This is a genomic window from Embleya hyalina, from assembly GCF_003967355.1.
Lineage (GTDB): Bacteria > Actinomycetota > Actinomycetes > Streptomycetales > Streptomycetaceae > Embleya > Embleya hyalina.
In genome coordinates, this window is the sequence record NZ_BIFH01000015.1 from 449620 (window position 1) to 463781 (window position 14162).

General features: G+C 70.3%; 11 protein-coding genes and 1 riboswitch. Of the genes, 5 read left to right on the forward strand and 6 right to left on the reverse strand.

The window, feature by feature from the left end; translation table 11 throughout:
- Window positions 1-246: 246 nt before the first annotated feature.
- The 4 genes from EMA17_RS09675 to rfbB form a co-directional block, all read right to left on the reverse strand.
- A complete protein-coding gene (locus EMA17_RS09675) occupies window positions 247-1230 on the reverse strand; it encodes an NAD-dependent epimerase/dehydratase family protein (protein WP_126636489.1) in 984 nt (327 codons plus the stop codon).
- A gap of 82 nt (window positions 1231-1312) precedes the next feature.
- Window positions 1313-2221 carry a glycosyltransferase family 2 protein gene (locus EMA17_RS09680; RefSeq protein ID WP_126636490.1) on the reverse strand — a complete coding sequence of 303 codons (909 nt, stop codon included), beginning with the start codon at window positions 2219-2221 and terminating at the stop codon, window positions 1313-1315.
- 63 nt (window positions 2222-2284) lie between these two features.
- Window positions 2285-3622 (reverse strand): lipopolysaccharide biosynthesis protein, encoded by a 1338-nt coding sequence (locus tag EMA17_RS09685; RefSeq protein WP_126636491.1) that lies wholly within the window; start codon window positions 3620-3622, stop codon window positions 2285-2287.
- A gap of 63 nt (window positions 3623-3685) precedes the next feature.
- A complete protein-coding gene (rfbB, locus tag EMA17_RS09690; RefSeq protein ID WP_126636492.1) occupies window positions 3686-4669 on the reverse strand; it encodes a dTDP-glucose 4,6-dehydratase in 984 nt (327 codons plus the stop codon).
- Window positions 4670-4719: 50 nt separating this feature from the next.
- On the opposite strand from rfbB, the gene rfbA reads away from it, so the two are divergent.
- The 4 genes from rfbA to EMA17_RS09710 all read left to right on the forward strand — a co-directional run bounded on the left by rfbA (window position 4720) and on the right by EMA17_RS09710 (window position 9439).
- Window positions 4720-5616 carry a glucose-1-phosphate thymidylyltransferase RfbA gene (rfbA, locus tag EMA17_RS09695; RefSeq protein ID WP_126636493.1) on the forward strand — a complete coding sequence of 299 codons (897 nt, stop codon included), beginning with the start codon at window positions 4720-4722 and terminating at the stop codon, window positions 5614-5616.
- Between the two features lie 76 nt (window positions 5617-5692).
- Window positions 5693-6292 (forward strand): dTDP-4-dehydrorhamnose 3,5-epimerase, encoded by a 600-nt coding sequence (gene rfbC / locus EMA17_RS09700; RefSeq protein ID WP_126636494.1) that lies wholly within the window; start codon window positions 5693-5695, stop codon window positions 6290-6292.
- Between the two features lie 89 nt (window positions 6293-6381).
- Window positions 6382-7350, forward strand: coding sequence for a UDP-glucose 4-epimerase GalE (galE, locus tag EMA17_RS09705; RefSeq protein ID WP_126636495.1), 969 nt, complete (start codon window positions 6382-6384; stop codon window positions 7348-7350).
- A gap of 558 nt (window positions 7351-7908) precedes the next feature.
- Window positions 7909-8093: riboswitch (cyclic di-AMP (ydaO/yuaA leader) on the forward strand.
- Window positions 8094-8095: 2 nt separating this feature from the next.
- Window positions 8096-9439 carry a transglycosylase family protein gene (locus EMA17_RS09710; RefSeq protein ID WP_126636496.1) on the forward strand — a complete coding sequence of 448 codons (1344 nt, stop codon included), beginning with the start codon at window positions 8096-8098 and terminating at the stop codon, window positions 9437-9439.
- Window positions 9440-9922: 483 nt separating this feature from the next.
- Here EMA17_RS09710 and EMA17_RS09715 read toward each other — a convergent pair whose 3' ends face one another.
- A complete protein-coding gene (locus EMA17_RS09715) occupies window positions 9923-11953 on the reverse strand; it encodes a PIG-L family deacetylase (RefSeq protein WP_126636497.1) in 2031 nt (676 codons plus the stop codon).
- A gap of 152 nt (window positions 11954-12105) precedes the next feature.
- Window positions 12106-13293, reverse strand: a complete 1188-nt coding sequence (locus tag EMA17_RS09720; protein ID WP_126636498.1) for a C40 family peptidase — start codon at window positions 13291-13293, stop codon at window positions 12106-12108.
- A 234-nt stretch (window positions 13294-13527) separates the two neighbouring features.
- On the opposite strand from EMA17_RS09720, the gene EMA17_RS09725 reads away from it, so the two are divergent.
- Window positions 13528-13851, forward strand: a complete 324-nt coding sequence (locus EMA17_RS09725) for a DUF8827 family protein (protein WP_078979333.1) — start codon at window positions 13528-13530, stop codon at window positions 13849-13851.
- The last annotated feature ends 311 nt before the right edge of the window (window positions 13852-14162 follow it).

Genomic DNA, 14162 nt, shown 5'->3' on the forward strand with positions numbered 1-14162 from the left:
CATGAGATTGTGACCGCTTCCGGTTTCACAGCCGACATCAGGCCCTGTCGCCGGGCTTCCGGAGGCGCCGCACTCCGGAACCTCGGCAAACACGTCGATGCTAGCGAACCTTTGTCGCTGGGATTGATATCGAGGTCGCCCACTCTCGATGGCGGATTGCCCATCGCGAGACGACGACAGGACTCACCCGACACATCGAGTGGGTGCGGTGATCTCGCTGGGCGGATCGTACGAAGGAGTCTCACGTCAGGGAGCCGGCTCGATCCGCTCCGTCGCGATGTACGCGTCCCACAGGGAACCGATCGCCTCGGACAACTCGTAGCCGGGCTTCCAACCGAGTGAACGCGCGGCGTTCGCCACGTTCATCTGCTGCCACGTGGTCTCCGGCGCCGTGACGGGTCCCTCGACGACCTCGGCCCGGACTCCGCTGGCCTCGATCAGCAGGTCGACCACGACCCGCGCCGTCACCGCCTCGCCCCGACCGATGTTGACCACCTGTCCGGAGACGTCCGACCCGGCCGCGGCGACGATCGCCTTGACCGCGTCGCGCATGTCCACGAAGTCGCGGGCAGACTGGAGGGAGGCGAACTCGAGCGACGCCGTCCGGTCGGCGCGCAGGGCGTCACCGAGCTTCGCGGCCACCGCGCCGAGCAGGCTGGTGACCGGCAGACCGGGGCCGATCGTGTTGCTGATCCGCAGGATCACCGCGTCGACGTCACCACGTTCGCACGCGGCGAGCACCAACTCGGTCCCGCGAAGCTTGGTCTTGCCGTAGCCCATCTCCGGCGCGGGCTCGGTCGACTCGTCGATCGACACGCCGACCGGCACGAGTCCGTACTCGTGCACGCTGCCGAGGTGGACCAGGCGCGGGCGGTCGGCCATCCGGGCGAGCGCCTCGAGCAGCCGCTCGACGACCGTGATGTTGGCCCGCACCATGCCCTCTTCGGGGACCGACCACACTCCGCCGATGGCGTTGACGACGACATCGAAGCGTTCCGCTTCGAGGACGGCGGCGAGTTCCTCGGGCTTGGTGTCGACCACGTCCAGCGGAATGAAACGAACGCCGGTCGGCCGTGTGGGCACGGTGCGGGCGAAGGCGACGACGACGTCTCCGCGTTCGGCGAACGAATCGCACAGCACTCGGCCGATGTGGCCGGTGCCGCCCAGCACGGCGACCCGGCGAGGACCGTTGGAGTCCGTCCGAGGGGTACGCGGCGAAACAGATGGCACTGGTCAGTCTCCTGAGCTGCTGATGTGGATGGTCGGATCGGCGTGAACGCCATGCCATCTCATGATTTCACCGACGAGACGACTACTGGGTCGGCCGGCGGATGGGTCCCAGCGCATGCCGCGCCAGGGCGCGAACGCCGTCCGGTTGTTTGGTGCGTACTGCTCCCGGAACCAGGCTCGCCGCGTGGATTCTCGAAGATACGTGCAGTCTCGCCGCCTTCGCCGCCTTGGGCCAACCGTGCTCGTCGAGCCGATCCGCGACATCGAGGAAGTATTCGCGAGCCTCCGTGAATCGACTGCCGTTGAAGGCCCGCACGGAGGAAAGGCTCACCTTGTGCCGACGGTATTGGAAGCACACCGTGTCGTCGAGCAACATCCACGCCCCGCTCTGGAGCACGTCCACGACCAGCGCGAGGTCCTGGATGACGTCGTAGCCGTCCCGGAAGGACACCGACTTCAGGACGTCGGCCCGCCAGCAGATCGAGGAGAAGTAGAGCCAGTTACCACGCAGCAGGCTGGTGGCCAGCTCCTCGCCGCCCATCAGTCGGCGGCCCCGCACCTTGGGCGAGTAGAGCCGACGCTTGGTCTGGTCCACCATCGTGTGGATGCGGTCGCCGTTCCCGTCGATGACCTCGACACCGGGTTCGACCATCGCGACGTCCGGATACTGGCGAAGCCCCGAGCGGACCACCGCGAGGTAGTTCGGCAGCATGATGTCGTCGGTGCCCATGAGGACGACGTGCTCGTGCTCGACCAACCCGACGCATTTTCGGTAGTTGTCGGTGACGCCCAGATTGCGCTCGTTACGGAAGTAGCGAATGCGTTTGTCACCGAGTTCCGCGAACCATTCCGGGACGCCGGGCTCGGTTCCGTCGTCCACCACCGTGAGACGCCAGTCCGGATCGGTCTGATCCTGAATGCTGCGCACCGCGGCCTGCATCAGGGAGACGTCGCCGTAATACGGCAACATGATGTCGAATGTTGTACTCATCGCTCGACGCACCTACACCCAAGAAAGTAGCAGCAGGATCGAAACTGCTCCGCGTGGCGCATTTTATCGGGATCCCGGTGCGGACGACACCGACAGCGAGGTGGGCGGCAGTACCCCGGAACCGTCCGCGGACCGGGACCCGGCGCCGCCCCTGGCGGGCAGGCGCAGGGCCAGGGCCATCACCAGGGCCACCGCGAACGAGCCTGCGGCGTACGCGATCTCGACTCGGAGCTTGATGTCCCCGGGCAGGAACGTCACCCCGAGGAGAACCGCCGTGCCGACGATCCACGCGACCAACTGGAATCTGTGACGGGCCATGGTCATCAGACCCTGACCCAATACCATCGCCAGCATGTAGCAGATGGTTCCGGCGGAGAACCAGAAGAAGTCCGCGTAGTCGAGGACATTCTTCGGGGCGTCGAAAAGAATCGTGACGAGCCACGGCCCGAGCGCGGTCGCGACGAGCCCGCCCGCCACACCGAGCGCCGTCACGAGCAGCGCGCCGCGCTTCATCAGGTTGCGAAAGCCGGCCAGGTCGCCGCTCGCGTAGATCGAGGCCAACCCGGGCAGCAGCGACGCCTGGAGCGCGCCGAACACGAACAGCGGGACACGGGCCAGGATCAGCGCCGACAACAGCGCGTTGATCAACGCGGTCGCCTCGGGTTCGAGGAGCTTGACGTTGATGACGGCCATGTTGACCACCATCTGCGCCAGCAGCGTGGAGACCACCAGGAGGGACAGCCCGCCGCACAACTCGCGCCAGGCCACCTGCCGACCCGGCCGCGCCGCCCGCAGTACGGGCACCGCGATGATCAGCGTGGCCAGCAGCGGCGCGACGGTCAGCACGAGGCTGAACATCAGCGGCGACCGGGTGCCCGTGACGCCCAGGCCGACGGCGAACACGATGCGCAGACCGCCGTCGAGCGCCAGGCTCGCGCCGTACGCCTTGAACATCTTCAGGCCGGCCAGGGTGCCCCGGGTGACCGATACCGCCACCAGCCCCGCGAGCGCGCCGGCCAACGCGGTCAGCAGGGTCTTGTCACCGTCGAAGAGCTTGTCGGCCAGCGGACCGGACGCCGCGGCGATCACGGCGACCACCACCGCGAGCATCCCGCACGCCAGCACGGTGCCGCGACGCAGGACCGGACCCGCGCCCTCGCCCTCCACCGAACGGGCCGCGACGATGCGCGCGATCTCCTGCTCGACCGGGAAGAACAGCCCCAGGCCCACCGAGAAGATGATCGTCCACAACACCGACACCCCGGACATGTCGTCGGCGTCGAGCGTGTGCCCCGCGACCGCGAGGTGGATGTACGAGGCCGCACCGACCACGGCGGTGCCCGCGCCCACCAAGAGCGTCCCGGGTGGAAGGCTGCCGACAGCGCGCGTCAGTATTCTCATCGCTCACTCGTAGGTTGGTTGTGATGCGGAGCGTGCGCCGGGGGCCGGAGCGGCCACTCGGGTTCAGAGTGCGGCGGCCGCCTTGAGCGGTTCCCACCAGGTGCGATTCTTCCCGAACCAGGAGACCGTCGCGGCCAGACCTTCCTCGAAGCTCATCTGCGGGGCGTAGCCCAACTCCTCGCCGATCTTGTCGATGTTCAGCGAGTAGCGGCGGTCGTGGCCCTTGCGGTCCTGGACGTGGTCCACCATCTCCCAGCCGACACCGCACGCGTCGAGCAGCAGTTCGGTCAGTTCCTTGTTGGTCATCTCGGTGCCGCCGCCGATGTTGTAGACCTCGCCCGGGCGACCCGAGCGCATCGCCAGGTCGATGCCCCTGCAGTGGTCCGAGACGTGCAGCCAGTCACGGATGTTGCCGCCGTCGCCGTACAACGGGATCCGCCGGCCGTCCAGCAGGTTCGTCACGAAGAGCGGGATGACCTTCTCGGGGAACTGGTAGTGCCCGTAGTTGTTCGAGCAGCGGGTGACCACCACGTCCATGCCGTGCGTGCGGTGGTAGGCCAGGGCGAGCAGGTCCGACGCGGCCTTGCTGGCCGAGTAGGGCGAGTTCGGCGCCAGCGGCCACTCCTCGGTCCAGGACCCCTCGTCGATCGAACCGTAGACCTCGTCCGTGGACACGTGCACGAAGCGACCGACCCCGTGCTTGCGCGCGGCGTCCAGCAGCACCTGGGTGCCCAGCACGTTGGTGGTCACGAACGGTCCGGCGCCGGCGATGGAGCGGTCCACGTGCGACTCGGCGGCGAAATGCACGATGACGTCCTGCCCGGACACCACGTCGTCCACGACCTCCTCGTCGCAGATGTCGCCGCGAACGAAGGTGTAGCCGGGGTGCTCCGCGACCGAGGCGAGATTGGCCTCGTTGCCCGAGTAGGTCAGCTTGTCGAGCACGGTCACCTGTGGCGCGGGTGCCGAGGGCGCCTCACCGGAGAGCAGGTTGCGGACGTACTCCGAGCCGATGAATCCGGCTCCACCGGTGATCAGGATCCTCATGGACACGGGATTGTACTCACCCGCCGTGAGGCACCGCTTAAGGTGATGGCATGCGTGGCATCCTTCTTGCGGGCGGTACCGGCTCCCGCCTCTGGCCCATCACCCAGGCCGTCTCCAAGCAACTCATGCCAGTGTTCGACAAACCGATGGTCTACTACCCCTTGACCACGTTGATCACGGCGGGCGTCCGTGAGGTGCTGGTCATCACCACGCCTCAGGACCAGGCACACTTCCAGCGCCTCCTCGGCGACGGTTCCCAGTTGGGCATGCGTCTCGAATACGCGGCGCAGGAGAGCCCCGACGGCATCGCCCAGGCGTTCCTGATCGGCGAGAAGTTCATCGGCGACCAGTCGGTGGCACTGATCCTCGGCGACAACATCTTCCACGGCGTCGGGCTCGGTCGGCGCCTGCGCGAGGACAGCGAACCTCGGGGCGGACGCGTCTTCGCCTACCCCGTGGCCGATCCCACCGCCTACGGCGTCGTCGAGTTCGGGCCGGACGGCCGGGCCCGCTCCATCGAGGAGAAGCCGACCAGGCCCAAGTCCCGCTACGCCGTCCCCGGGCTCTACTTCTACGACAACCGCGTCGTGGAGATCGCGAAGGGCCTCGAGCCCAGCGCCCGCGGCGAGTTGGAGATCACCGGCGTCAACGCCGCCTATCTCGAACAGGGCGAGTTGCACGTCAGCGTGTTGGACCGGGGCACCGCCTGGCTGGACACGGGTACCTTCTCCTCACTCGTACACGCCGCCGAATTCGTCCGCGTGATCGAGGAACGACAGGGACTCAAGATCGGTTGTATCGAGGAAGCCGCCTGGCGCGCGGGTTTCATCGACTCCGATCGCATGCGCGAACTCGCGGGCCCACTGCTCAAGAGCGGCTACGGGCAGTATCTGCTCGATCTGCTCACCTACGGTGACGGACTGGCCCCGGCGGACGGCACGCACTGAGTCACGCACCCGCAAACGAGATCGCCGCCGGCCGAACCGTCCGACGGCGAATCCATCCCGATTCGAGGACCAACGCATGAAGATCCGTCCCCTGTCCATCGAGGGCGCATGGGAGATCGCTCCTCAGTTGCACGGCGACCCGCGAGGCATGTTCACCGAGTGGTACCGCTTCGACCGCCTCGCCGAGGAGATCGGTCATCCCATGCGGCTGGCCCAGGCCAACATGTCGGTCTCCGCGCAGGGGGTGGTCCGCGGGATCCACTTCGCCGATGTGCCGCCGAGCCAGGCCAAGTACGTCTCGTGCGTCAAGGGCGCGGTCCTGGACGTCGTGGTGGACCTTCGGATCGGTTCGCCCACCTTCGGCAAGTGGGAAGGTGTGCAGCTGGACGACGTGGAGCGCCGTTCGTTGTACATCTCCGAGGGCCTGGGCCACGGCTTCTGCGCACTCACCGAGGGTGCGACGGTCAGCTACCTGTGCTCCGAGACGTTCGCGCCCACGCGCGAGCGGGCCGTGCACGCGCTGGACCCGGAGCTGGCCATCTCGTGGCCGGCGGAGACCCCGCAGTTGTCCGACCGCGACGCCGCGGCGCCGACGCTGGCCGAGATGATCGCCGACGGGCTCCTTCCCGACTACGCCGCCTGTGTCGCGTTCCGGTCCACGCAGACCCGGGACTGACCGGCCGGAGACGGGGTCGGGACGGAGTCGGGACGGAAGGCGCCGTCGCAGAGCCGGGCCGAGCCCGATCGGCCGGATAGGCTCGCGTCATGAAGTGGCTTGTCACCGGCGGTGCCGGATACATCGGGACGCATGTCGTGCGAGTGTTGCTCGCGGCCGGTGAGGACGTGGTCGTCGTCGACGACCTCTCCACGGGTGAGCGGAAGCGGGTGCCCGACGGGGTGCCGCTGATCGTCGGGTCGGTCCTGGATCGGGCGCTCCTCGACGAGACGTTCCGGGCGCACGGGGTCGACGGCGTGGTGCACATCGCGGCGAAGAAGCAGGTGCCGGAGTCGGTCGCGCGTCCCCTCTATTACTACGAGGAGAACGTCGAGGGCCTGCGCACGCTGCTCGCGGCGATGGTCGCGGCCGAGGTGCCCCGGATCGTGTTCTCCTCCAGCGCCGCCGTCTACGGGATGCCCGACGTGGACCTGGTCGACGAGGACACCCCGTGCCTGCCGATCAACCCGTACGGCGAGAGCAAGTTGGTCGGCGAGTGGCTGATCAAGGCCACGGCGCGGGCGCACGGGATCGCCTACGCCTCGCTGCGCTACTTCAACGTCGCGGGTGCCGGCGCGCCGGAGCTCGCGGACGGGGGCGTGTTCAACCTCGTGCCGATGGTGCTGGAGAAGCTGACGGCGGGTCGGGCGCCGGTGATCTTCGGCGACGACTACGACACCCCCGACGGCACCTGCGTACGCGACTTCATCCACGTGGTGGACCTGGCCGAGGCGCACGTGGCCGCCGCCCGCCGGCTCGCCGCCGACCCGGACGCGCGCCTGGCGCTCAACGTCGGTCGCGGTAGGGGTACTTCCGTCCGCGAGATGGTCGACCTCATCCGCGAGGTCACCGGTTTGCGCGAGTTCGCGCCGGAAACGCTGCCCCGGCGCGCCGGCGACCCGGCCCGCGTGGTCGCGAGCGCCGAGCGGATCGCGGCCGAACTGGACTGGAAGGCCCGCCTGGACGTCTCCGACATGGTGGAGAGCGCGTGGGCGGGGTGGCGGGCGCAGCGCGGGTGACGGGTGCGGGACGCACCGCGCGGTGAGCGCCGGGCCGTCCGGACGTGTGCCGCACGTCCCGTGCCCCCGAATCACCCCGAGTGCCTTCGAATGCCCCGAACGCCTCGACGCGACGCCGGCTGTCGAGTCGGCGTCGCGGGGCGCGTGTGGGGTGAAGTGCGCCGGGACGAATCGGACTTGGGGCTTTTGTCCTGTGGTTCGAATCACCCCGACGGCGGGTGCGGACATGCGCCTCGACGGGTAACGGCGCCATTTCGGACACGAGACGCGCGATGCGCCTGTGACGAACGGGACTTCGGTGATCATTCCGAGGTGATCCACACGAGGCTCGATCAAGGTTCTTTGTCACTCGATCCGGCCGGATCCACCACGGAACGCCAACTACGGTCCTTTCCGTAAGGGATCATCTACATTGCGCTCAACCGCAAAACGGATAATCGGCTTCTATCCGACACAGACTTGTGATCTTCGCCGGAGCCTGCTTAGCGTTCGATCCGTCCGTATCCCACACGGACCCCGATCGCCGGTACGCCGAATCCTGTCGCCGGCCGTTCGGGAGGCTGACGAGCACCACACGACAGGAGCGGGGGAACCACAGGTGAACCGCCGCGAACGGCACCGATCGTAACGATCGGCGGCCGCGAACGGCTTGGGGTGAAGCCACGTTCTTCGGGACGTGGCCGGGCTATCGATCTCCGGCCCGAATCCGACAGCTCACCTCGTAGGCGTGGGAGAGGATCCAGCCATGCTGTCCGGAACCGGGCGTCATCGCCGTCGCAGCACCAGTAGGACCACGCGTCTGATCGCCGCGGCCGGCGTCGCCGGTGTCGGCGTCGCCATGCCGATCATCGGGGCGGGCACGGCTCAGGCCGCGTCCGTGAGCACCTGGGACAAGGTCGCCCAGTGCGAGAGCACGGGCAACTGGAAGATCAACACCGGCAACGGCTTCTACGGCGGCCTCCAGTTCACCCAGAGCACCTGGAACGAGTTCGGCGGCTCGCAGTACGCCGCGCGCGCCGACCAGGCGACCAAGAGCCAGCAGATCGCGATCGCCGAGAAGGTGCTCAAGAGCCAGGGCCCCGGCGCCTGGCCGGTCTGCTCGGTCAAGGCGGGCCTGACCCGCGGCGGTGCCGCTCCGGACCTCGACACGGGCTCGGCGGGCGGCAAGACCGCGCCGAAGACCGCGCCGAAGACGGAGAGCGCCAAGCCGGCGCCGAAGACCGAAGCCGCCAAGCCGAAGATCGAGGTCAAGAGCGAGGCGCCGAAGACCGAGGCGCCCAAGGAGGAGACCCCGAAGACCGAGGCCCCCAAGGCCGCCGAGACGACCGCCAAGACCGACGCGGGCACCGGCTCCTACGTCGTGGTCGCCGGCGACACGCTGTCGCAGATCGCGAACGCCCGGAACGTGCCCGGTGGTTGGCCGAAGCTGTACGAGGCCAACAAGAGCGTGGTCGGCGAGAACCCGGACCTGATCTTCCCGGGCCAGCGGCTGACGGTCGACGGCAAGGCCGCGCCGGCCGCCGAGACCAAGGCCGAGGCACCGAAGGCCGAGGCACCGAAGGCGGAGACGCCCAAGGCCGAGGCCAAGACCGAGGTCAAGCCGGCCGCCGCGCCGAAGACCGCGGTCAAGACCGAGAGCGCCAAGGCCGACTCCTCGGCCAAGGGCTCCGAGCAGGCCTCCGGTTCGTACGTCGCCCCGGTCTCCGGCGCCACCCTGACCGCGAGCTTCGGCTCGGGTGGGTCGCGCTGGTCCAGCGGCCACCACACCGGCCAGGACTTCGCCGTCTCGACCGGCACCACGGTGCGCGCGGTCACCTCCGGCACGGTCGTCTCGGCCAGCTGGGGCGGCGCGTACGGCAACGAGGTCGTGATCCGGCACGCGGACGGCAAGTACACCCAGTACGCGCACCTGTCCTCGATCTCGGTCAAGGCCGGGATGAAGGTGCAGACCGGCCAGAAGATCGCGCTCTCCGGCGCGACCGGCAACGTCACCGGCCCGCACCTGCACTTCGAGGTCCGCACCACGCCGAACTACGGCTCCGCGGTCAACCCGATGACGTGGCTGCGCAGCCACGGCGTGAACGTCTGATCCACCGCACTCCCGCGCCGAACGGCGGGCGTCCCCTCCGGGGGACGCCCGCCGTTCGCGTGTGCGGGGCGGCGCGGGGCGGGTTGGTGGCGGGCCCGGGGGCGGGCGCGAGGCGGGGCGGGTGGGCGACAGGCACGCGACGGGCCGGGTGGGCGCGGGGCGCGGGGCGCGGGGCGCGGACCCTCGGCCGGGTCGGCGCGGGTGCGTCGGTGGCGGGCTCGGGGCAAGCGGAGGCGGGCCGAGGAATCGACGGGCACGGGGCGCGTGGGGGCAGGCCCGGGGGCCGAGTGGACACAGGTGCATCCCGTGGCAGGTCCGGGGCCGGGTGGACGCGGGCGCGTCCCGGGGCAGGCCCGGGTCCGGGTGGACGGGGGCTGGGCGGTCGGCGGGCGCGGGGGCCGAGTGGACACAGGTGCGTCCCGGGGCGGGTTCGGGGCCGGGTGGACGGGGGCCGGGCGGTTGGTGGGCGCGGGGCGGGTGGGGTCAGGGGAGGCGGGTCGTGTGCAGTGTGCCGTTCGCGGCGAGCCATAGGGCCGTCGTTCGGCCCGCGCCGTCGAGCGCGATGGTCGCGCCGGTCGGGGTCGGGCGGTCGTCGAGCACGAGCGGCGTGGGAGTCGCGCCGAGCAGCACCGGTCGGCCCTCGGCGTCCCGGGTCGAGGTGAGCAGCGTGCCGTCGGGGCGGGGCAGTTGCCACAGCGGCTCGTAGCCGGCCCCGGCCGCCGTGCGCGCGGCCGTGGGGATCCACGTGTCGGGACCGGCCTCGGTCGTGCCCGCGATCTCCGCCGTCCCGGCCCGCCGGTAGCCGACCGTGACCCGGCCGTCGGCGCCGACCGACGCCGCGGGCGGCCCGACCGGGTGATCCGCCGCGATCGTGCGTGGCGGCCCGGACCGGTCGCCGACCACGTCCCAGGCGCGGATGCCCTCGCGGGCCGTGCCGAACACGGTGATCCGGCCGTCGGGGCGGGTGACCGCGGTCGGACCCTCGACGATCTCGGCGCCGCCGAGGTCGCGCCACGGCGACCACACCGTGCTCCCGGCGGGCAGGTACCGGGTGTCGATGCCCTTGGCCCGATCGCGCGCGAACAGGTGCAACCCACCCGCGCCGTCGGCCCGGACCACCGGTGGGCCCAGACCCGTCGCGCCGTCGTCCGGGCCGCCCAGGTCCTGCCACGGGCCCAGGTCGCCGCCGGGCGTCGACTCGATCGCGGTGACGATCGCGAGCCGGTCCCGATCGGCCCGATCCGCGCCGCCGATCCGCAGCGCGAACACCCGGATCCGCCCGTCCGCCGTGCGCACCACGGCCGGAGCCGGGGCGAGTTCGCCATCGCCCGGAGCGCCCAGGTCGCGCGCGGCGGACCAGACACCCGCGCCGTCCTCGGCCCAGCGGGTGATCCGGCCGCCGAGCACCGACCAGGCGGTCGATCGGCCGTCCGCGCCGAGCACCGGCACCGGGCCCGGGTCGGGGAAGCGGTAGGTGGTGCTCTGCGGCCAGTTGCTGCGGGACGCGGTGTCGCGCACCTTGAGGTCGCCGCAGTCCGCCCGGCCCGGGCAGTGGTGCTCGCGGTCGGTCCAGCCGTAGACCCGGGTGACGGCGTCCTTGCGCTCACGGGCGGCCGGCTCCAGATTGTGCGGCCAGCGCTCGTTGTAGTAGCCGCGATACGCGATCGCCGCGGCGGCCCCGGCGGGCCGGTCGGTGTTGTAGCGGCGCAGCGCCTCCCAGGTGAACCGCGCGGCGGCGGTGTGGTCCTGGTGGTCGGAGACGCCGTTGTGGTCCGCGTGCGCCGGGTGCCTCGCGTCGTGCTTCTGGCGATCGGGGTCCGGGTCCAGCGTGCGCACCACGGTCGGCGCCTGGGCCCGCATCAGGTCGGTCAGGGACCGGATCAGCCCGTCGCGGGTGTACGCGTACGGTCCGCCCGCCGGCTCGTCGAGCGGGGCCAGCGTGTCGAGTTCGCGCTCCTGTCCGTTCCACAGGGTGCGCAGCCGCCCCTTCGCGCCGATGCCCTCCTCCTTGCGGGTGTTGAGGAACACCAGCTTGATGTTGGGGGCGTCGACGAGGCGGTCGAATTCGGCGTGCGCGCCGTCGCGCAGGCGGATGCTGTGTCGTTCCCAGCGCGCCGCGCGGTCCCCGAGCGCCATGAACGCGTAGGCGGCGCGCGAGCCGTTGTTGCGCGCGGCCGCGTACGCCCGCACGTCCGGGCGGCTCCCGGGGCCGTTGCGGCCGTCCGCCTCCCCCGCGGTGAGGAAGACGGTCACGTTGTCCGTGCCGGCGCGCACCGCGCGGTCGATGTCGGGGTTCATGAAGTAGAGGTCGTCGTCCTGATGGGCCACCACCTGCATCACCGCGCCGCCGACGCCGGGCGCCGGGGCCAGCGCCTCGATCCCGATCGGCAGGGTCGGCGCGTAGCGGGTCGGCGATCCGTAGGGGCCGGTCAGCTGTACCACCGCAGCGGTGAACGCGGCGGCCAGCACGGCGACCACCGCGGTGAACCTGCCGGTGCCGGGGATCATCGCCATCTCGACCGGGCCTTTCTGCCGTCGGGCCCGTCCGGAACGCCTCGGCGGATCGGGTCGCGTCGTCTGCCCCAGGGCGGACCCGCCCCATCATCGCCGGTCACCCGCACCCGGCCGCACCCGGCTCGGCCGCGCGGCTCGGCGAACCCCGCCCGTCAGCGCGCGCGGGTGTCGCCCGCGGTCGCCGCGCGCGGCCGGTCGGCGGCGGGCAGGCGCGGCTGCGGGACGCCGGCCGCGCTCCCCGCCTTGCCCGCGCCCGTCGAACTCGCGTTCCCGGTCCCGGTCTTGCCCGGGTCGGCGGCCGGACTGCCCGCGCCCGAGTCGTTGTTCGCCGAGCCGGGGCTGCGATCGGGCAGCGACTTGGCGCCCTCGGGGGTGACCCGGGTCGCGCCGATGTAGTCGGGCTTGTCTATCGGGCCGAACTTGATCACCGTGCCGGTGTACGGCGCGTGGATCATCTGGCCGTTGCCGACGTACATCCCCACGTGGTGGATGCTGCGCGGGTCGCGCAGGTCGGTGGCGAAGAACACCAGGTCGCCCGGCAGGAGTTGGTCGCGCGAGGGGTGTCGTCCCGCGTTCCACTGGTCGTTGGCCACCCGGGGCAGCTTGATGCCCACCGTCTCGTAGGCGGCCTGGGTCAGCCCCGAGCAGTCGAACCGGCCGCCGTCGGCGACGGTGCCCTCGCCGCCCCACAGGTACTCGGTGCCGAGCTTGGTCTGCGCCCAGTTGACCGCGCCGGCCGCGAGCGCCATCGGCTGCAGCGGTGTCTGGACCACGCCGAAACTCTGTTCCAGGGCCCGGATGTTCTTCACGTAGTCCTGGGTCTGCGTGTACGGCGGGATGCCCTTGTACTGCATCACCCGGTACGCGCCCGCGTTGTACGCGGCGAGCATGTTGTTGGTGCGATCCCCCGGCACGGAGGCGACGTACTTGGCGAGCGAGCAGTCGTAGCGCGCGGCGGCCGGGATCGCGTCGGCCGGATCCCACGGGCTCGCCTTGCCGTCACCGTTGCCGTCGGTGGCCCACTCCGGCCAGGTGGTGGGCATGAACTGGGCGATGCCCTGGGCCCCGACGTTGCTGACCGCGGTCGGGTCGAAGCCGCTCTCCTGGTACAGCTGCGCGGCGAGCAGCGCCGGCGAGATCTCCGGGCACAGCCGCCCCCACTTGTCGATCGAGGCCGCGTACGCGGCCGGCACCGTGCCGGGGGCGAGCGCCATCGTGCCGCCGGCGCCGGCCGGCCCGCCGGAGGCGGACTGCATCGCGCCGACGCCCACCGTGAGCAGGCCGACCAGACCGAAGGGGATCGCGAATACGATGCCACCGGCGACCCAGGCTTTGCGCATCGCGGGTACCCCCCGATTCTCCGCGGTCGGGCGGGACCGCGACGGACGCTCCGAGCTCATTGTGCGCGTCACGATTGCTCAGCGCAATCACCCGTGATACACACAGTAAGCAGACACACTTGCCGAGGTGGTAGCCCGATCGGCTTCCCCACAGCACAATAAACGAACGACCCACTCCTGCCGTCGAATGTGACGGCAGGCGACCAAAGCCCGACCTCGGGGGCGGTGAAAGACGTGTTTCTTGCAGAAGGCAAAGGCAACGGCGGCAACGGCGACATCAATACGATCATCGGCGGGATAGCTCCGAACTGGGGCCCGTTCGCAAGGCTGGGCGGCGAGGCCCGGATCATGGTCGAGGTGATCATGGCCGTGGCGCTGCTGCTCTGCCTGGCGATCGCGATCTGGGGCGCGGCGAAGCAGCGCATAGGAGCGACCGCGATGCGCGACACGTTCAGCGCGGAGCAGGGCAAGGGCCTCATCATCGCCGGTCTGACCGGTGTCTTCATCATCGGATCGCTCGGGACGCTGTTCACGATTGTGTACGGAATGGCGATCTAGACCGGTTCGCACCCTGCCGTCCCCAAGGTGGCGAATCCCGTGGTGTTTTATCCCGGGCGCGGCGCACTCCGGCGCGTCGTGCGCCCCGAAAACGGAATGCCCCATTCCGCATTCGGGGCACAGCAGCAATTCCGGTTCCTTTCCCGGACAATCGAGCCTGTGTTCACGCAACAGCGCGGTGCCACCGGTATGACCTCCCGTCTGGGAAGATCGTTCCGGCTGCAACCGAACCCCGCGGCGCTCGGCCGTCGGGGACTGTGTTGTGCGCGCAGGTCGTCCGCGACGTCCGGCCTGCCGCGGTAAGGGGGGAC

Excerpts from the sequence above, each read along its gene's own strand:
- EMA17_RS09710 (WP_126636496.1), top strand. The coding sequence starts at position 8,096 with ATGCTGTCCGGAACCGGGCGTCATCGCCGTCGCAGCACCAGTAGGACC.
- rfbB (WP_126636492.1), bottom strand. The coding sequence starts at position 4,669 with ATGAGGATCCTGATCACCGGTGGAGCCGGATTCATCGGCTCGGAGTAC.
- galE (WP_126636495.1), top strand. The coding sequence starts at position 6,382 with ATGAAGTGGCTTGTCACCGGCGGTGCCGGATACATCGGGACGCATGTC.
- EMA17_RS09720 (WP_126636498.1), bottom strand. The coding sequence starts at position 13,293 with ATGCGCAAAGCCTGGGTCGCCGGTGGCATCGTATTCGCGATCCCCTTC.
- EMA17_RS09680 (WP_126636490.1), bottom strand. The coding sequence starts at position 2,221 with ATGAGTACAACATTCGACATCATGTTGCCGTATTACGGCGACGTCTCC.
- rfbC (WP_126636494.1), top strand. The coding sequence starts at position 5,693 with ATGAAGATCCGTCCCCTGTCCATCGAGGGCGCATGGGAGATCGCTCCT.
- rfbA (WP_126636493.1), top strand. The coding sequence starts at position 4,720 with ATGCGTGGCATCCTTCTTGCGGGCGGTACCGGCTCCCGCCTCTGGCCC.
- EMA17_RS09685 (WP_126636491.1), bottom strand. The coding sequence starts at position 3,622 with ATGAGAATACTGACGCGCGCTGTCGGCAGCCTTCCACCCGGGACGCTC.
- EMA17_RS09715 (WP_126636497.1), bottom strand. The coding sequence starts at position 11,953 with ATGGCGATGATCCCCGGCACCGGCAGGTTCACCGCGGTGGTCGCCGTG.